At 40.9% G+C, this 18,597-nt stretch carries 19 protein-coding genes; 6 read left to right on the forward strand and 13 right to left on the reverse strand.

Features of this window, described 5'->3' with window-relative positions:
• The first annotated feature begins 71 nt into the window (after nucleotides 1-71).
• Nucleotides 72-425, forward strand: coding sequence for a hypothetical protein (locus tag GSQ84_RS07160; protein WP_158796569.1), 354 nt, complete (start codon nucleotides 72-74; stop codon nucleotides 423-425).
• Nucleotides 426-479: 54 nt separating this feature from the next.
• On the opposite strand, the gene GSQ84_RS07165 is transcribed toward GSQ84_RS07160, so the two are convergent.
• The 6 genes from GSQ84_RS07165 to GSQ84_RS07190 form a co-directional block, all read right to left on the reverse strand.
• Nucleotides 480-1,163, reverse strand: coding sequence for an OmpA family protein (locus GSQ84_RS07165; RefSeq protein WP_158796570.1), 684 nt, complete (start codon nucleotides 1,161-1,163; stop codon nucleotides 480-482).
• A gap of 177 nt (nucleotides 1,164-1,340) precedes the next feature.
• A complete protein-coding gene (locus GSQ84_RS07170; protein ID WP_158796571.1) occupies nucleotides 1,341-2,036 on the reverse strand; it encodes an ABC transporter ATP-binding protein in 696 nt (231 codons plus the stop codon).
• The gene (locus GSQ84_RS07175; RefSeq protein WP_158796572.1) at nucleotides 2,033-3,508 is read right to left on the reverse strand and encodes a DUF5687 family protein; all 1,476 of its coding nucleotides are present in this window, start codon (nucleotides 3,506-3,508) and stop codon (nucleotides 2,033-2,035) included. The genes GSQ84_RS07170 and GSQ84_RS07175 overlap by 4 nt, the downstream gene beginning before the upstream one ends.
• Nucleotides 3,509-3,511: 3 nt before the next feature.
• Nucleotides 3,512-4,792, reverse strand: a complete 1,281-nt coding sequence (locus GSQ84_RS07180) for a replication-associated recombination protein A (RefSeq protein WP_158796573.1) — start codon at nucleotides 4,790-4,792, stop codon at nucleotides 3,512-3,514.
• A gap of 52 nt (nucleotides 4,793-4,844) precedes the next feature.
• Nucleotides 4,845-6,092, reverse strand: a complete 1,248-nt coding sequence (locus GSQ84_RS07185) for a DEAD/DEAH box helicase (RefSeq protein ID WP_174238634.1) — start codon at nucleotides 6,090-6,092, stop codon at nucleotides 4,845-4,847.
• Nucleotides 6,093-6,226: 134 nt separating this feature from the next.
• Nucleotides 6,227-6,961 (reverse strand): DUF4197 domain-containing protein, encoded by a 735-nt coding sequence (locus tag GSQ84_RS07190; RefSeq protein WP_158796574.1) that lies wholly within the window; start codon nucleotides 6,959-6,961, stop codon nucleotides 6,227-6,229.
• A 135-nt stretch (nucleotides 6,962-7,096) separates the two neighbouring features.
• Here GSQ84_RS07190 and GSQ84_RS07195 point away from each other — a divergent pair, with 135 nt between their 5' ends.
• The gene (locus GSQ84_RS07195; protein ID WP_158796575.1) at nucleotides 7,097-7,675 is read left to right on the forward strand and encodes an RNA polymerase sigma factor; all 579 of its coding nucleotides are present in this window, start codon (nucleotides 7,097-7,099) and stop codon (nucleotides 7,673-7,675) included.
• Nucleotides 7,668-8,552 carry an energy transducer TonB gene (locus GSQ84_RS07200; RefSeq protein ID WP_158796576.1) on the forward strand — a complete coding sequence of 295 codons (885 nt, stop codon included), beginning with the start codon at nucleotides 7,668-7,670 and terminating at the stop codon, nucleotides 8,550-8,552. The genes GSQ84_RS07195 and GSQ84_RS07200 overlap by 8 nt, the downstream gene beginning before the upstream one ends.
• A gap of 72 nt (nucleotides 8,553-8,624) precedes the next feature.
• On the opposite strand, the gene GSQ84_RS07205 is transcribed toward GSQ84_RS07200, so the two are convergent.
• The 7 genes from GSQ84_RS07205 to GSQ84_RS07235 all read right to left on the reverse strand — a co-directional run bounded on the left by GSQ84_RS07205 (nucleotide 8,625) and on the right by GSQ84_RS07235 (nucleotide 14,525).
• On the reverse strand, nucleotides 8,625-9,635 hold the full coding sequence (locus tag GSQ84_RS07205; RefSeq protein ID WP_158796577.1) for an inorganic phosphate transporter: 1,011 nt from the start codon (nucleotides 9,633-9,635) through the stop codon (nucleotides 8,625-8,627).
• A gap of 11 nt (nucleotides 9,636-9,646) precedes the next feature.
• The gene (locus tag GSQ84_RS07210) at nucleotides 9,647-10,288 is read right to left on the reverse strand and encodes a DUF47 domain-containing protein (protein WP_158796578.1); all 642 of its coding nucleotides are present in this window, start codon (nucleotides 10,286-10,288) and stop codon (nucleotides 9,647-9,649) included.
• An 86-nt stretch (nucleotides 10,289-10,374) separates the two neighbouring features.
• Nucleotides 10,375-11,400: a cell wall metabolism sensor histidine kinase WalK gene (locus GSQ84_RS07215; protein WP_158796579.1), complete on the reverse strand. Its 1,026-nt coding sequence runs from the start codon at nucleotides 11,398-11,400 to the stop codon at nucleotides 10,375-10,377.
• Nucleotides 11,401-11,461: 61 nt separating this feature from the next.
• Nucleotides 11,462-12,226 (reverse strand): TIGR03915 family putative DNA repair protein, encoded by a 765-nt coding sequence (locus tag GSQ84_RS07220; RefSeq protein WP_158796580.1) that lies wholly within the window; start codon nucleotides 12,224-12,226, stop codon nucleotides 11,462-11,464.
• The gene (locus GSQ84_RS07225; protein ID WP_158796581.1) at nucleotides 12,227-13,483 is read right to left on the reverse strand and encodes a putative DNA modification/repair radical SAM protein; all 1,257 of its coding nucleotides are present in this window, start codon (nucleotides 13,481-13,483) and stop codon (nucleotides 12,227-12,229) included.
• Between the two features lie 77 nt (nucleotides 13,484-13,560).
• Entirely contained in the window at nucleotides 13,561-14,214 is a 654-nt protein-coding gene (locus tag GSQ84_RS07230) for an HD domain-containing protein (protein ID WP_158797365.1), read from the reverse strand.
• 29 nt (nucleotides 14,215-14,243) lie between these two features.
• Nucleotides 14,244-14,525 carry a helix-turn-helix domain-containing protein gene (locus tag GSQ84_RS07235; protein ID WP_158796582.1) on the reverse strand — a complete coding sequence of 94 codons (282 nt, stop codon included), beginning with the start codon at nucleotides 14,523-14,525 and terminating at the stop codon, nucleotides 14,244-14,246.
• A gap of 337 nt (nucleotides 14,526-14,862) precedes the next feature.
• Between GSQ84_RS07235 and GSQ84_RS07240 the strand changes: the two genes are divergently transcribed.
• From GSQ84_RS07240 to GSQ84_RS07250, 3 genes are all read left to right on the forward strand, one after another.
• Nucleotides 14,863-15,117: a hypothetical protein gene (locus GSQ84_RS07240; protein WP_158796583.1), complete on the forward strand. Its 255-nt coding sequence runs from the start codon at nucleotides 14,863-14,865 to the stop codon at nucleotides 15,115-15,117.
• A gap of 80 nt (nucleotides 15,118-15,197) precedes the next feature.
• Nucleotides 15,198-16,397: an HlyD family secretion protein gene (locus GSQ84_RS07245; protein ID WP_158796584.1), complete on the forward strand. Its 1,200-nt coding sequence runs from the start codon at nucleotides 15,198-15,200 to the stop codon at nucleotides 16,395-16,397.
• Complete coding sequence (locus tag GSQ84_RS07250; protein ID WP_158796585.1) at nucleotides 16,394-18,580, forward strand: peptidase domain-containing ABC transporter; 2,187 nt, start codon at nucleotides 16,394-16,396, stop codon at nucleotides 18,578-18,580. The genes GSQ84_RS07245 and GSQ84_RS07250 overlap by 4 nt, the downstream gene beginning before the upstream one ends.
• Nucleotides 18,581-18,597 lie beyond the last annotated feature (17 nt).

An 18,597-nucleotide genomic window follows, 5' to 3' on the forward strand; every position in this document is an offset into this window, starting at 1 on the left:
AAAATAGCGAATCCAAAAACTTATGTATGAATTATATTGTCATAAAGTACCCTATAGTTTTATCTTTGTGCATGAAGCCAGCAGAAATTAATGCAAAGTGGAAGATCCTGCAGCAAAAAATTGCACAGGAATTTGATTCAGATATACCCGATTTAAAGGTAATGTTATTCTTAATAGGCGTTCAGGAATTAGGCAAGGGACCAGGCAAGTACAGCAAACGCCAGAAAGAAGAGCTGATGCATATTGCTACCTGCCGTTTAATGAGTGAGATGGGATTTTATGAGCTGGAAGGACTGGACCAGGACGGCTGGCCACACTGGAAGCTGGTTAAACCTGTACCATCTTTTGCGATGATGGAACAGGAGCTGCTCCTGAAATCACTAACCATCAATTATTTTGATGATATATATAGAGAGGATATCTAAACAAAAAGGCCGGAACATTTGCTCCGGCCTTTTTCGTGTTGTGTTTTGGACAATTTAGTTTTGTAACTGACCTTGTGCCGCTTGTTGTTTCAATTGGTCATTGGCAACAATAACGATTTCCACCCTTCGGTTGGCCGCTCTGCCTGCATCAGTTGAGTTATCTGCAATAGGCTCAGAGAAACCTTTACCTACAGTGGTCATCCTTGATGCAGGAACGCCTTGTGCAACTGCATAAGCTTTAACCGATGCTGCCCTTTGTTCTGAAAGACCTAAATTATAGTCTTCTGTTCCTTTATTGTCTGTATGGCCAATAACTTTAATATCCGTATTTGGATATTCGTTAATTGATCCGGCTAACGATTTAATATTCTGTTTAGCTGCATCTTTCAGATTTGCACTCGCAAAATCGAACAAAATACCACTGTCAAATTTTACGATGATACCTTCACCTTCACGTACAACCTGTGCATTTGGGATCGTATTTTGAATCTCTGCCGCCTGTTTATCCATTCTTTTACCAATCAATCCGCCGGCTACACCGCCTACTGCGCCACCTAAGATAGCGCCAACAGCAGTATTTCCTGCTTTATTTCCAATAAGGGCTCCGAGCACGCCACCGGCCGCAGCGCCGATTCCGGCCCCTTTTTGTGTTTTTGTTAAACTATCGCAGCCCTGAAATGCCATTGCACCAATGGATAAAGCTATACTGAATACTGCTATTCTAAATTTTGAAGTCATGATGATGTTAATTTATAAGTTAATACAGGCTTCAAATCAAAGCTGATGCCAACTGCAAGTATAAATGATATATTCTTGTTACACAAGGTTAATCGTTTTTAATGCAATTTTAATCTGGTTAAATTTTGTGTGATTAACCTATAATGAAGAACTATCGACCAAAATTCTGTACATCTGTTAATGCGAAAAATATTCTTCCAATTCTTTTAAGGTGTTTTCATTTGTATACAAATCTTTGATCACTTTTCCTTTTTCGAATAAAATGATGCGGTCGCATACATCTGTAACATGGTTCAGGTCATGACTGGAGATCAGGGTAGTGAGCTTACCTGATTTCAGTGATTTTAAATGTGTGATGAGCCGCATTTGAGTAGTAGGATCAAGATTAGCAAAAGGTTCGTCCAGTATCAGTAATTCGGGGTCCTGCATCAAAGCAGCGCTGATACCGATCTTATTCTGATTTCCTTTTGAAAAATCCCTGATGTATTTGCCTCTTTCCAGAATCTCTCCATTAAAAAAGTCCTGGTATTGGCTCAAATAAGCAGTAACGTCTTTTACACTCAGCTGGTGCAGGCTGCCAACAAATACAAAGTATTCCTCTGGTGTAAGATAGTCTATTAGGAAACCTTCATCCAGGTATGAGGCTGTATAACTTTTCCATTGATCATCGCTGGCTACATTAATCCCTTTGGACAATATTTCTCCGGAATCGGGTCGGATCAGGTCGAGCAGCATTCTAAACAAAGTTGTTTTTCCGGCTCCGTTATTACCCACCACACCGACCGTTTCGCCAGGGTTAATGCTGAGTTTTTCGATATCTACAACAGTACGGCCTGCATATATTTTTTTCAGGTTGTTTATTTCTATGATCATGATCTTTCTCTAAAGCCGGCGGCAATTTTATATTTTCTTTTATTAAATTCTCTGACTAAAAAGTCTGTCCAGAAGTTACGGGTAAAGATTCCCACAATCCCAATTAAGCCAAGGGCGGCTAAACCCAAATAAGGACTAATTAAAGAAAACGGGTAATAGATGACATAGGGGGCAATTAATAAGGGAAGTGCCATAATCATGGTAGATGCACCTACACCCTGCCAGTTGAAACTGGTACCCTTGCTGAGGTCTACAAATTTATAGTTTGATGTTGCGAAATATAACACGATTACTGTGCCTGCGCCTATATTATAAAAATAGGCGGCAAATTGTACCGCCAGGATTTTCCAGCTCATCAAGCCATAAAAGCTGATCAAAATTGTAAGCAGGGTAGCAGAAATAGTAAGCAGCAGAAATTTAGCTTTAAAAAATGTTTTGATGCTGACTTTATTTGATAACAATCCATCAAATTCCGCTCCCTGCCATCCAAACATAAACTGGCCGTAAAGGAGAATCGTGCTTCCAGACATGAAGATTGCCGGAAAAAGCATCATGTGGAACTGAGCGGATGCGATAAAACGTGGCTTGTAGAACATAAAACCGTAAATCAGGAATATAAGTCCTTTAGCTACAGTTGCCCGCGGGCGTTTGTTACGCAGGATCAATTTAATTTCCATTGCCGCCAATGTACCTGCTGTACCAAACCTATCCAGAAAAGGATAATCGGTACTTGATTTCTTTTGTTCGCCGGATTTTAGTTCTTCGATATAAAGGTTATTTCTTAAAAACCGTGCGTTGATGAAAAACATGATTCCCGCCAGGATGGGAAAAACGATAGCGACTGGCGGTAAAACTGTTATTTCGTGAAAAATGATATTTGAAAATGCAGCTATAGAAAAGACCTTTAAGTATTCCAGCAAGCCAATAGCGACTATAATAGCCAACCCGGGCAGTACAACCCATATATTTTGTGCAGATATCCTTTTAAAATAAAGTGCCGCATAGTTATTAAATATTGTAAATGACAATATAGTCAGCAGGTACATGCAGCAGACTAAACTTCCTTCGTTACTGCCGATATGCAGGATACAAAAAGGAAAGAATACAAAGAGGGGCAGGATGTTAAATGCTGAAAAAAGAGCCCTCAGGTTAAGAAAATTAACAAGCTTTCTTTTGTGGATATTCAAATGCAGGTAAGGGACAACAGCTAACGTTGGCAGTTCCTGCATCTGCAGACGTATGATCAGCTCAATGGCGAAATAATATAAGATCATTCCGTTAAATACCAGCATCACACTTTTACCCGGCAGCAATTTTTCAATAATTTCCTGCATCTCCAGGCCCACCAAAATGGATACCCCTATGATATAAAGCAGTACAAAACCCAAAATGAGCTGTGCTGCAATGGTACCGGCTTTACCTCTGGACCGCCAAAAGGCAAGCCATTGATGATTTAAGAATGTTGAGAGCATAGTTTAATAGTTGTATTTGTCTTTCCAGTTTTGTTTCAATTTCTCTCTTAATTTATCTTCTGCGGGATTGCTGCCGGGATCATATAATTTTGTACCGCTGATCTGGTCGGGCAGGTATTCCTGGGCAGCAAAATTGCCTTCATAACCATGTGAGTATTTATAGTCCTTTCCATAGCCGATGTTTTTCATCAGCTTAGTTGGCGCATTCCTGATATGCAGGGGAACGGGCAGGTTTCCTGTTTGTTTAACCAGCTGTTGTGCCTTGTTAATCGCTTCATAAGAGGCATTACTTTTGGCAGAGGAGGCCAGATAGGTAACCGCCTGTGACAGGATGATCCTGGCTTCAGGATAACCGATCACATTAACAGCCTGGAAACAGTTGTTGGCCAGCAGCAAGGCATTGGGATTGGCATTTCCTATATCTTCGGAAGCGAGTATCAATAATCTCCGGGCAATGAACAAGGGATCTTCACCGCCTTCAATCATCCTGGCGAGCCAGTAAACAGCGGCATTTGGATCACTTCCCCTGATCGATTTGATAAAGGCAGAGATAATATCATAATGCTGTTCTCCGGCCTTATCATAAAGGGCAAGGTTCTGCTGTGCATGCTGTAATACATTTTCATTGGTCAGCACCACGCTGTTACCGCCTATGCCGTTCACCGCAATTTCCAGTACATTCAATAATTTCCTGGCATCGCCGCCCGACAAACGGATCAGCGCTTCATGATCCTGGATAGTAATTTTTTTATCTTTTAGCAGCACATCTTCGCGAATGGCTGTATGCAGCAATCCGGATAGTTCATCTTCATCCAGCGACTTCAGGATATATACCTGACAGCGGGAAAGCAAAGCGGAGATGACTTCAAAAGAGGGGTTTTCTGTTGTGGCACCGATCAGCGTAACCAGTCCCCGCTCTACAGCGCCTAGCAGGCTATCCTGCTGCGATTTACTAAAGCGGTGAATCTCATCAATAAAGAGAATAGGCAATCCTAAAAGGCTGTCTTTAAGTAATGCGGCTTTATCGATTACTTCACGTATATCTTTTACGCCTGAGTTAATGGCACTCAAATTAAAAAAAGGACGGTCTAACGTCTGGGATATGATATAAGCTAAAGTAGTTTTTCCTACTCCGGGAGGTCCCCAGAAGATCATAGAAGGCAGTTGCCCGCTTTGGATAGCCTTACGCAAAACTGCATCAGGCCCTACCAGATGTTTCTGGCCAACATATTCATCCAGATTTTTCGGACGCATACGTTCTGCTAATGGGGGTAGGTTTTGCATAGCAATAAAGATAAAAAAAAACAGGAGCAATATTGTTGCTCCTGCTGAAATCTTATTCTGATCCGGATGTGCTTCCGGCAGCCTTTGGCTTTTTCTTCCAGAACTTACGCTTGGGCTTTTGATGATCGGGCCTATCTGTTCGTGGAGCACTGTCGACTGTTTCTGAAGGCGCTTCTCCCAGGTGTTCTGGTAAAGGCATCCTGTCGATCTTTTTGTCGATCAGCTTTTCTATATTGGCAAACTTACGTTTGTCTTTGTCGTTAACTAAAGTGATTGCCGTTCCTGTTGTTGCAGCCCTTGCTGTACGTCCAATCCGGTGGATATAATCTTCAGGATCATGCGGTACATCAAAATTGATCACCAGTGAAATACCTTCCACATCAATACCGCGCGACAATACATCGGTACCAATCAGTACAGGCACACGTTTATTCTTAAATTCTGATAAGATGCCTTCTCTTTCTTTTTGGTCAAGGTCTGAATGGAAAGCTTCAGCTTTGAAACCCAGTCCGCGGAAAACCTTACCCAGATTTTTAACTTTTTCCTTTGTGGAAGCAAAAATTAAAATACTTGGATATTCTACGTTTTTCATCAGTTCAGTCAGCAGTTTAACTTTTTGTGCATCATGCACAATGTAGGCCTGCTGATTGATTCCTGCTGCGGGTTTTGATATCGCAATGCTGATTTGTTCCGGATTATGTAAAAGGCTGCCTGCCAGTTTCCTGATCTTTGGCGGCATCGTTGCAGAGAATAATACCGTCTGCCTTTTTTCCGGAAGAAAGCTTACAATACGCATGATGTCGTCATAGAATCCCATATCCAGCATTCTGTCTGCTTCATCCAGCACCAGGTGCTGCAGTTGATCCAGCTTCAGTAATCCTGAAGAAAGATGAGAGATCAGTCTTCCCGGGGTAGCGATAATAATGTCAACCCCTTCACGCATGCTGCGTTTTTGCTGTTCGTAAGCAATACCATCCCCTCCACCGTAAACAGTTAAAGAACTGATATTGGTGAAATAGGAAAGTGCTTCTACTTGCAAGTCTATTTGTTGCGCTAATTCGCGCGTAGGTGCAAGTATCAGTGTATTGTTATGGCGGTTCTCCGTCTGGCTGATCATATTCATGACCGGCAGCAGGTAAGCTCCTGTTTTACCTGTACCCGTTTGGGCACATGCAATTAAGTCTTTTTTCGCAAGGATGAGTGGAATTGCTTCCTGTTGTATAGGAGTTGCATTTCTGAAACCCATCGCTAATAAACCCTCTAATAGATCAGGGTTAAAATTAAAATCTTTAAAATCCAATATACCTGTAAGTTATTCGTAATTGTTCTGTATAAAAGTAGCTTTTATTTCTATTAGTAGCTATATTTTTTTTCTGGTTATAATTGAATCAGAGCGGAATGCCTGATTAGGATTTTAAGATGATGAATTATTCCTTAGTTTCTGTTCTTATCAGCATAGCCGAAAACTTTCTGAAGAACAGGCGTAGTACGGGCACCCAGATTATTCCTGATCTTTAGTTCTTCCACTGCTACCTGTACAAACATACCATCAATTGCTTTTTGCGTAGTGTAAGCAGGAAGGTCTGTGTTTACCTTTTTTACCAAAGGCAATTTATTGTATTCATGTGTTGCATCGCTCCAGTATTTAGTAGCGCCAACTTTATTCAGGCTTGCGGCAATCACTGGTGTAAATGCGGCCAGCAGTTGTGCTGTGGTTACCCTTCTGAAGTATTCGGTTGCGGAATTCTGATCTCCGAGGACAATATTTGTGGCGTCTGCAATGGTCATTTGTTTAATGGCCGAAAGGAAAATAGGTTTTGCATCTTTTGCGGCGTCTTCTGCAGCCCTGTTTAAACTGGTAATTACATTGTCGGCCAGTGAACCCAGCCCAATGCTTCTTAAGGTTTTTTCAATTTTTTGTGCTTCCGGTGGAAACAGGATCTTTACTGCTGGATTTCCAAGAAAGCCATCTTTAGCGGAAAGCTGATCTGCTCCCCTGGAGATCCCGGCTTCCAGGGCCTGCTTGATGCCCGTTCCCATTTCTGAAGATGAAGGGTTGCCTTTTGGGATTTTATTTAACAGGCTACCCAGCTGGGATTGGCTGTGCGCAGCGTAGGTACTGCAAATGAGCAAAGAAAAAGCAAGGAGTAATAATTTAAGTTTCTTCATTGTTGTGTTATATACGAATCAATATTACACAAAAACTGCCTAAAATTGCTGTCTGCTGAATGATTGTCAAAATTTGGGAGTTCTATAAGAGAGTGGAAAAATATTTTTATACTTGGAAAGATTTATCTTTACTTATTGAAATTTATAAAGAATTTAACCGGTAACAAGGAACAGGACGATGCTGCTCTAATCTCCCAGTATAGACATACCGGGAGTTTGGATGTATTGGGCATACTTTATAACAGATATATGCACCTGGTTTATGGGGTTTGCCTCAATTATTTCAAAGAGGAAGAAGCCAGCAAAGATGCTGTCATGCAGATCTTTGAGGAGCTGGTCACCAAGCTGAAGGTTCATGAAGTGCAGAATTTTAAAAGCTGGCTGCATGTATTAACAAGAAACCATTGTTTAATGGCATTACGTAAATCTGCAAAACATAATACGGTATCTTTAGAAGATGCTTTTGTGGAAAATGGCGATTTTGTGCATCTGGATATTGAAGATACAAAAGAGAGGCAGCTTACAGTAATGGAAAAGTGTATGGAAACACTGCCGGAAGAACAAAAGATAAGTGTAGACTTATTTTATCTGCAGGAGAAGTGTTATAAAGAAGTCGCAGAGATCACCGGTTATGAAATGCTCAAAGTAAAGAGTTATATTCAAAACGGAAAACGGAACCTCAAAATTTGTATAGAGAAAAAGAGCAGTGAATAACAATTGGTTAGATATAGAATTACTGGAAGATTACCTGGATGGCAAGCTTGATAACCAGGCTATGCACCAGCTGGAGAAGCAGGCACTGGAAGATCCTTTTGTTGCGCAGGCATTGGCCGGATTAACAGAATCCCGCAGCCGCAAGCAATCTATTTCCCTGCTGCAAAAACAATTGTATGAGCGTATTGCCCAGCAGCAGATCATCAAGAAAGAAAGTGTCTTTACCTGGCAGCGCTTAAGTGTAGCTTCTGCGGCGGCGGTGATGTTTATCTCTGTGAGTATATTTTTCTTTATGCGTGCCAGTGAGAACCGTGAGCAGTTGTCTAAAAATAAACCCCATAGCGTAGAGGTAAACCTTACACCCACTCCTGCGGCAGTCGATTCTGCTAAGAGCGATAGTTATGCTGCAAATACACCTGCTGTAGCTCAGGAACCTGTATCTGCTGGTATTATCCGTCCGAAAAAAGAAGTTTTAAATAATACTATGGCTGCAAATGCTGTTCAGTCAGCCGATATACAAAAAGATGATGTTGCTGATACAGCAGTATCAAAACCAGCAGACGTTTTAAATGAGGTTGTTGTTAAAAATGCCCGTGTAGCTACAATTGCCCCTGCTGTTTCTACTCCTGTGGGTGGCTGGGCAAATCTGGATAGTTATCTGAGTGACAATAATAAATTTGGTAAGGATGACAAGTCCGGGAAATTTGTAGCGCTCAGTTTCCTGATTGATGCAGAGGGAAAACCCTCAGCGATTAAGGTTGAGAAAAGCGCAAGTCCTGAATTTGATGCAGAAGCTGTAAGGCTGATCAAAGAAGGGCCTAAATGGGAGCAGCCAAAATCGGCTGATGCACGGGTTAGCTATACCATAGCCTTTTAACAAAAATCCCCCTGAATAATTACTCAGAGGGATTGATAATATCGTAACTATCGGTTTAAAACCGGCTGTGATTTAAAAAAACAGGCGCAGAATGCTAAAAATGATGGCGGCTAATGTAGCTGACACAGGAATAGTTAATATCCATGCCCAAAGCAGATTTACCGTTACTCCCCATCTTACAGCAGATACTCGTTTTAAGAGCCCTACACCTACAATAGATCCTGTAATGGTATGTGTAGTAGAAACGGGAATACCAAAATGTTCTGTTAATCCTAAAGTCACTGCACCAGCAGTTTCTGCGGCTACGCCTTCAAAAGCATTTACTTTGGTGATCTTCGAACCCATGGTTTTTACAATTTTCCATCCGCCGCTCATGGTGCCTAAAGATATCGCTGCATAACAGCAGATAGGAATCCATTCCGGCATCGCATCCCCGGTTTTCAATACGTTTGCAGCAACCATGGATACATAAATAATACCCATTACTTTTTGGGCATCATTACCTCCATGGGTAAAACTTAGCGCTGCGGAAGAAACCAGCTGCAGTTTTTTGAACCACTTTTCTGCCACAGATGGCCTGGCATTCTTGGCCAGGTGTAATAATATGATGGAAATGATAACTGAGATAAACATCCCGATCACCGGGGCGAGTACAATAAAGGCAACTACTTTTAAAATGGGGGCGAGGTTAATGGCATCCATTGCACTGGCACCCATGCTAAATGCTTTTGCCATACCGGCACCGGCAAAACCGCCAAGTAAAGTATGTGATGAACTGGAAGGAATCCCATACCACCAGGTAAATAAATTCCAGATAATCGCCGCGATTAGCCCCGCGAGGATTACCTCGAGTGTGATATATTGCTCTAAAACTGTTTTGGCAATTGTATTTGCCACTTTATGATCTGTAAAATAAAAATAAGCGGCAAAATTAAAAAGCGCCGCCCATAGTACCGCCTGAAAAGGCGTAAGGACTTTTGTGGATACGACCGTAGCAATTGAGTTGGCCGCATCGTGAAAACCATTGATATAGTCAAAACCAATGGCCAGAATAACTACAACAACCAATAAGGTATTGCCCATTTTTTATAATTTTATGCGTTCTTAACCAATATAGATTCCAGCACATTCGCGGCATCTTCACATTTATCTGTTGCCATTTCGAGTGTTTGCAGAACTTCTTTTTGCTTGATCAGTTCAATCGCATTCGTTTCAAATTCAAATAATCTTGCAATGGCCAGATTACAAACATAATCAGCCTGATTTTCCCCGCTATTGATACGTACACAAGCATCAGCAATCACCCTGATGTTCTTAAAGCTTCTTAATTCCCGGATAGCCTTGTCTAAATCGGTACACATCTCTACCAGCAGTTCCGCCAGTTTGATCATGGCGTCACCAATATTTTTAATATTGTATAATTCTATATTCGTAGCAGAGGCATGGATATAATCAGCAATATCATCAACGGCGCTGGCCAGGGCATGGATATCTTCCCTGTCAAATGGAGTAATAAAGTTCTTGCTTAATTCCAGGAAAATAGAATGGGTAATATCGTCTCCAACATGCTCCAGTCGCTCTATTTCTTTGATATGTTCTTTTCTCTTTTCAAGGTCTTTTGTGCTTAAAGCCAGGAAAAGTACTTCTGAGATTTTTAATATATTACTTCCGGCCTGTTCAAAGAGTGGTTGGAATTTTTTGTCTTTGGGCGTAAAGAACTTAAAAATGTTATTCATGTTAACTATTAAATATGGTTACAAAAGTAGCACTACAATGTTAAGTTAGTGTTAAGTGTTAACATTAAATCAATATGCATTTAAATCTATCCCATTTTCTGCAGCGTAAATGCAAAAGTAGTTCCGATCTGTAAAGTGCTTCTTACGGATATAATCTGTTCGTGGGCTTCTAATATATGTTTAACAATGGCTAACCCAAGCCCGGTGCCGCCAACCTCTCTTGAACGGTGGGTGTCTACACGGTAAAAACGTTCGAATAACCTCGACAGGTGTTTTTCATCAATTCCAATGCCATCATCTGTTACCTCTATAAGGTACTGATCATGCAGTTCAAAGATCTTAATCGCTGTTGATCCTTGTTCTTTACCATATTTGATGGAATTAGAGATCAGGTTAATCATTACCTGCCTTATCTTTTCGCGGTCTGCATTTACAAACGCGGGGTGCATATACTTTTCCTTAAAGAAAAGGGTGACATTTCTTTTTTTCGCTTTGTCTTCCAGGCCTTCTATTACCTCTTTAGCCAGCAGAACGAAGTCGAATTTTTGATAATCAATTGGTATTTCACCTGATTCCAGTTTAGATATAGAATCCAGATCATTGATCAGATAGCTAAGGCGTTCCACATTTTTTTCCGCCTTTTGTAAAAACTTAACAGCCATTTCAGGATCATCAAGCAAGCAATCCTGTAAGGTTTCAATATAACCCTGAATCGCAAAAAGAGGTGTTTTAAATTCATGAGAGACATTCGACAAAAATTCTTTCCTGAATTGCTCTTGTTTTTTAAGCAGGTCTATCTCCAGTTTTTTAGCGCCGGCCCATTCTTTTACTTCATGTTCCACATCATTGATCGGGTCAGAACTCACATATTCTCCCAGGGCATCTTTCAGGTCTTTACCTAATTTAAGATTATGTATCAGTTTGTAAATCAGCTTGATTTTGGAATAGATATACTTCTCCAGCAGGTAGTAAAACAGAATAAAACTGGTAACGAAGGAGATTCCGAAGGATACCAGCATAAAATACCAGCTTTGCTGGAAGTGAAAATTGACTAGAGCTATAGAGAGGCCGACTCCTAAAGCAGTGATTAAAACAAGGACACTTAACTTCATGAAGGCAATTTACGAGATAAATTTACAATTTAATGTTAATTCTAAACTCAATATTCGGTTCTTAAAGTTGTTTCTCCGTTAGATATTTCCAGTACCTTTTTGGCACATGCTGAACATGGAGTTTTGTGTTTTTCCTGGCGGGAATATTTACGCTATGGAAATAGTCTTTCCATAACACGGCATATAATCCTTCCTTAGCGGAGAGTGCCGGAGAAGAGGATTTCAACAGGTTATTTTGGGCATTGAAATCCATTTTTATTTCTTCTACTTTTTCCAGATCATAAAATATTCCGTAGTGTCTTTTGATATCATAAATAATCCATTGCTGATCGGCATAGCGATTTTTGAAATGCGTCATGATCAAAGGGAGCACATTAAAATCGGGATCTATACCGCAATAGAAAATGCCATCAGCCGTATGCTGAAAACGTATGAAAGCTTCCATCCGGTGTTTCTCGCGCTCCACTTTTCGGGCAAGCTGACTGATATCAAGTACATAGGGATTGCCATAGTTTTTCTCTGCTCCGGGCCCATTGGTAAAAAGATAACAGGTAAATTCGAACAGGGCAGTATAAGCTTCATCCAATTCTGATAAATAAGCGCAATAAAAGCGACGGAGCCATTCTTTAGGCAATTTTGCCTGTATCCCCTTCCATACCCTATCTGCCTTTTTCTGGTCGTTGTGTATAAAAAGGGCTGAAGTAAAAGCATCGGGCTGGTAAGCCGCTTCGGTTTTTAGCTGTATTTTTCCGGGCTTACGTTCAAACCAGTCGAACACTGCACAAAGCAATCCTTCAAAGCTCCCGTCAAAAACATAGATTTCCATCTAAAAAAGAATAAGCTGGTTTACATCATGTTTCAGGTATTTACTCTGGCTTTCCGCCAAAATAAAAGATTTAATCTGTGTGCCCTGGTAATCTTTTAGCTGATAGGGAGTGTCTGCACATTTGATAAAATGTTTTGCACGATTGTATGAAACGCCTATTTTTTTCAGCTGATCGATACGGAGTTTACCAAACTTTCTGGCCTGAACAATTTTCTTGGCAGAACCCACACCGATGCCCGGAATGCGTAATATCTGATTATAAGATGCCACATTGATATCTATTGGAAAATTTTGCAGGTTGCGCAATGCCCAGCTCAATTTTGGATCGATATCTATATCCAGGTGGGGGTTTGCATCGTTTAACAACTCATTCACATGGAACCCGTAAAAGCGCATTAGCCAGTCTGTTTGGTAGAGGCGGTTTTCCCTGATCAGGGGCGGCTGGGTTCCTAATAAAGGCATTCTGCTGTCATTGCTGATGGGAATATAACCAGAATAATATACCCTTTTGAGCGAAAAGTTCCTGTAAAAAGCATCGGCAGTATGCATGATTTCTTTATCTGTTTCAGGAGTAGCGCCAATTACCATTTGTGTACTTTGTCCTGCCGGAACAAATTTAGGAACGCTTTTAATCAGTTTGCGTTCTTCTTTAAACTGGACGATCTGTTGCTGAACGTATCCCAGGGGTTTGATCACATCCTGATGACTTTTATCCGGTGCCAATAACTTTAATCCGCTTTCGGTAGGCATTTCAAGGTTAATGCTCATTCTGTCGGCATACATTCCCGCTTCCCTGATCAGTTCGTCACTGGCACCAGGAATAGTTTTTAAGTGTATATAACCGTTGAAACGTTCTTCCAGTCTTAATTTTTTCACTACCCTTAACAGGCGTTCCATTGTAAAATCCGCATTTTTAAAAATGCCGGAACTCAGAAAAAGCCCTTCTATATAATTTCTGCGGTAAAAATTCATGGTTAGCTCCACCACTTCTTCTACCGTAAAGGCAGCACGTTCAATGTCATTACTTTTGCGCGATACGCAATAAGCACAGTCAAAAATACAATGATTGGTTAGCAGTATTTTTAACAGCGAAACACACCTGCCATCTTCTGTATAAGTATGACAAATGCCGGAAGTATGACTGTCTCCCAGTCCTTTATTATCATTTTTCCTGGTGCCCCCGCTGGACGAACAGGAAACATCATATTTTGCAGCATCGGCGAGGATATTCAGCTTTTCTCTAATACGCTCAGACATTATACATGATTTGCTAACAAATATAGTATAACTATACTAATAATATTAGTTAATAGTATTCTTCTGAGGAATGTTATTTAGCTTTTTCCCTCCCACTCGCTGTAAAATTGATCGAGGTAAACCAGCATAAACTCATGTCTTGCCGCTGCCATTTTTAATCCTACATCAGTTTTCATGAGGTTTTTTAAACGGAGCAGTTTTTCGTAAAAATGATTTATGGTAGGGGCCGTGGAATTTTTGTAAACTTCTTTATCCATGCTCAGGTCGGGGGCAATCGCCGGATCATACATCAGCCGGTTTTTATACCCGCCATAAGTAAATGCCCGGGCTATTCCAATAGCTCCGATGGCATCCAGCCGGTCTGCATCCTGTACAATATCCAGTTCTTTAGAACTGAAGGTTACCGCTCCAAGGCTGGCTTTATAACTCATGTTCTTGATAATTCCGCAAACATGCAGAATCACTTCCTCGGGGATTTCAAGGCGCTGCATAAATTCTTTAGCTATTTGCGGCCCTACTTCCTCATCTCCATTATTGAACTTGCTATCGGCAATATCGTGCAGCAAAGCTGCCAGCGAAACAGTAAGCAGATGACCCTGTTCTTCCGCATTGATATATAAAGCATTTCGGTACACACGTTCTATATGAAACCAGTCGTGCCCGGCTTCTGCACCTGCAAGCATTTCTTTAACAAAACTGATCGTTCTTTTTATAATATTCTCTACGTCCATTTGCATGGTGCAAAGATATTATAAACAGCTTACATCGCAGCAGAAGAAGCGTCAGAAGAAGGAGGGTCTAATTTTACTGTAGTCCTGTGGTCTATACAAATTAACTGCATCACTTCGATTTCCAAAATTATAGCAATCTGAAACAATCTGTCCAGCGTTATCTTGCTGTATCCCAACTCAATTTTACTATACGCATTTTGAGAGATAGACAGCTTCGCTGCCAGATAGTCCTGAGTATAGTTTCTATATTCCCTGATTTTTCTGATGTTACCTGCTACTATTTTCGGTTTCAACTCCACTGGGTCTTTCATATAATCACAATTTCTTTTATACTAAAACTGAACTAACGAAATATCATAGTTGACGGATTTGTGTTTAGCCAATTATTAATTAATTGCCAGTTAGTCATCATTTTATAAGTTGTTTTGCTTACGTATTTTTCGTCTTCAAGGTTGATAAAAACAGCACAACGTAAAGGGTTAATGTATTCTCTGTGGTTGTATGATAGTGGTGGGGAAAAAAATCCCGGGGAACATTCTTCTCGTTTTATTCATTGAACGGGCTCAAAAATTAAATTTTGGAGTTGTACAGGAATTGCCGGAACCTGGGAAAATCAGGCATTAAACAAATATATTAACTTATTAAAGTATGAAACTTCAGGAACTAAATCAAAACGAATTAACAGAAATTAATGGCGGTTCATTATTAGGCCTTCCTATTTCAGGTAGTTTATCTGGCGGATTATCTATCGGTGGTCTGTTATCTTTAGGTATCTCTAACACAGCTACTGGCGGGTTAGCGATTTCAGCTGTTACAGGTAACCTTTCAAGCCTTTTAGGTTCAGGTTTAAATTTAGGCGGTTTAAATTTAGGTGGTTTAACTGGTCTTTTAAGCGGTCTTTAAGACAAACAGGTTTTATTGTTTAATCATAAACCGGCTAAGGGAGAAACTCACATTTCTCCCTTTTGCTTTTAATTATAATCATGGACCATGATAAATATATCTTTCCGCAGGAGTTCATTGAAAATACTGCGGAATTTCACTTTCACACGCATAATTCCGGAACCAAAGTTATCTACCAAACCCTGCTGCTCGTATTGATTATAGTTTTTCTTGGGTTGTTTTTTATCAAGGTAGATGTAAATGTAAAAAGCACAGGCCTGTTTCGTTCTGTAGAAGAGCGTAATGATATTAAACCACTGGTTTCCGGCCGGATAGATTCTGTATTCGTCAACGAAAATAAACATGTCAAAGCGGGGCAGGTTTTACTCACTATTAAGAGGGAATCACTCGAAGGAAAGAACGACCAGGTAAAACTGCAGCAAAAAGATATTTTTGCCCAGGTGGAAGATCTGAAGGTGCTGATTGAAGCCTTTAAAAAAAATAACTGGTCGAAGCGGTTGCAGCTTAGCTCGGGGATATACCATCAGCAGTATACTTTTTTTATGCAGCGCATTGCAGAAGCAAGATCGCGTTATGCCTCAGCAAAAATAAATTACGACCGCTATTTGTACCTGTTTAACCGCAATGCTATTTCTGCTGCTGAATTTGATGAGGTGAAGCTTAAGTTGATGAACATTCAGAATGAGATCTCCCTGATTGGAGAAGATCAGGGCAGCAAATGGCAAACGGAACTAAATGCGCTTCGCATTCAAACCCGTGAGTTACATTCAGAAAGTAAACAATATTCGGAACAAAAAGAGTTTTATACCCTGAGGGCTGCGTTAACTGGTTCCGTTCAGCAATTAAAGGGTATACAGCCCGGTAGTCTTGTTAGTGCAAATGAATTATTGGGGGTGATCTCTCCAGATTCAAAAATGATTGCCGAAACGTATGTTTTACCAAAAGATATTGGTTTACTCCGTGTAGGCACAAAGGCGAAGTTTCAGGTAGATGCCTATAATTATAATCAGTGGGGTATGGTAGATGGTAAGGTAATTTCTATTTCCAGTGATATCTTTTCAGACAATGGCAGACAGCCTTATTTTAAAGTAAGATGTATGCTTGATCATTACCAGCTGGAACTTAAGAATGGTTATATCGGTAAGATAAAAAAGGGAATGAGCTTACAGGCAAGATTTTTTGTAACCCGCCGTACGCTGTTCCAACTCTTGTATGATCAGGCTGATGACTGGCTGAATCCAAATGAAACGGCGGCATCCGCACAGGGAAATTCGATATGAGAAAGAAGAAACTGATTAAGATCAAACAACATGATGCGACCGACTGCGGAGCGGCTTGTATCGCTTCAATAGCTGCGTTTTATGACCTCGACCTGCCCATTGCCCGAATCAGGCAGTTTGCGTCTACAGATTCAAAAGGGACTAATATACTGGGGCTGATAGAGGCTTCCGGGCGGATTGGATTTACCGCAAAAGGGGTACGCGGAACATTTGAAAACCTGCCCAGTGTTCCTCTTCCGGTAATTGCCCATGTCAATCAGAATAACATGGCGCATTATGTGGTGATCTATAAAATTACACAGAGACACCTGGAAATTATGGATCCGGCTTATGGTGAAATTCAAAAGGTGAGCCATGAAGATTTTAAACAAAAATGGACAAGTGTACTGGTCCTGTTACTGCCACGGGATAATTTCACCACAGGTTCTGAAAGGGTTAGCATAGAACAAAGATTTTTTTACCTGCTGAAACCACATCGCTCTATTTTACTGCAGGTACTTGTTGGCTCTGTTTTTTATACGATTCTGGGACTGTCTACTTCTATTTTTCTGCAGAAGATCGTTGATAATGTGTTGCCCGATGGTAATATGAATTTGCTGAACCTGATGGGAACGGTGATGATCGCTATTATTTTCCTGCAGATTTTTATTAATCATGCGAAGACACTGCTGACTATTAAGACCGGGCAGCAGATAGATGCCAGGCTGATTTTAGGTTATTATAAACACTTATTAAGGCTCCCTCAGCAGTTTTTTGATACGATGAGAGTAGGGGAGATCATCTCCAGGATGAATGATGCCGTTAAGATCAGGGCGTTTATCAATGATGTGCTGGTAGGTTTCGTGGTCAACGTATTTATTCTCTTTTTCTCCTTTGCCTTGATGTTCACTTATTACTGGAAGCTGGCGCTGATCATGCTGATCGTGGTGCCGCTGTATGCAGTGATCTATTATTTCTCGAACAAGGTGAATAAAAGCACACAGCGGAAACTAATGGAAAAAACCGCTGAGCTGGAAAACCAATTTGTAGAGTCGGTAACCGCAGTAAGTACCATTAAACGGTTTGGGCTGGAAAGCTTTGCCAATCTAAAAACGGAACTCCGGTTTGTCAGTTTATTGCGGACCATTTATACATCGGGCATCAATTCTTTATGGGCAGGCAATGCGAGTGGGTTTGTATCCAGCCTGTTTGCAGTAATCCTGTTATGGGCCGGAGCGGCTTTTGTGATATCAAACCTGATCACAGCGGGTGAACTGTTGTCTTTTTACGCGATCATCGGTTATTTTACAGGTCCGGTAGTCAGCCTGATCGGGATGAACAAGGTTTTGCAGGATGCCAGGATTGCGGCCGACAGGCTTTTTGAGATCATGGATCTGGAAAGGGAAACTACAGAGAACAGGGCTGCGCTAACCGCTGATATGATTGGGGATATTGTGTTTAAAAATGTGAACTTCCGTTATGGTACCCGGGTTACCGTTTTTGAAGATTTTAGCCTGATGATCCCAAAGGGGAAGATTACAGCTGTAGTGGGTGAAAGCGGATCAGGAAAAACTACCTTGTTGTCGCTGCTTCAGCACATTTACCCCTTGCAGTCTGGTAGTATTCTGATTGGCGATTATGACATTAAATATATTACGAATGAAAGTCTTCGCCGGATAGTTGGTGTCGTTCCGCAGGATATGCATTTATTTGCCGGAAATGTCATAGAAAATATCGCCATTGGCGATATGGAGCCCGATATGAAAAAGATCATCCGCATTTGCGGGGAAATCAATATCCTGGAGTTTATTGAGCAGCTGCCCAATGGATTTGATACTTACCTTGGGGAAAACGGCGGAAACCTTTCCGGAGGGCAACGCCAGCGTTTAGCTATAGCCCGGGCTTTATACCGCGAACCGGAGATCCTGATCCTGGACGAAGCAACTTCCTCACTGGATTCTACAGCAGAAGAGTATATCTTTAAGACCATCGCTTATCTGCGGTCAAAAGGAAAAACCATTATTTTAATTGCCCACCGTTTAAGTACAGTGGTGAATGCAGATAAAATAGTGGTATTACATCAGGGAAAATTAGTAGAGGAAGGAATCCATAGTGAATTGATTAAGCACAAAGCAGCTTATGCTGCGATGTGGCAAAAACAATTTCCTTCTTTTGAGCAAGCCGGGACTCTATCTAATAAATAAAGCTTATATTTTCTTTT

Source organism: Pedobacter sp. L105 (assembly GCF_009765875.1).
Taxonomy (GTDB): Bacteria; Bacteroidota; Bacteroidia; order Sphingobacteriales; family Sphingobacteriaceae; genus Pedobacter.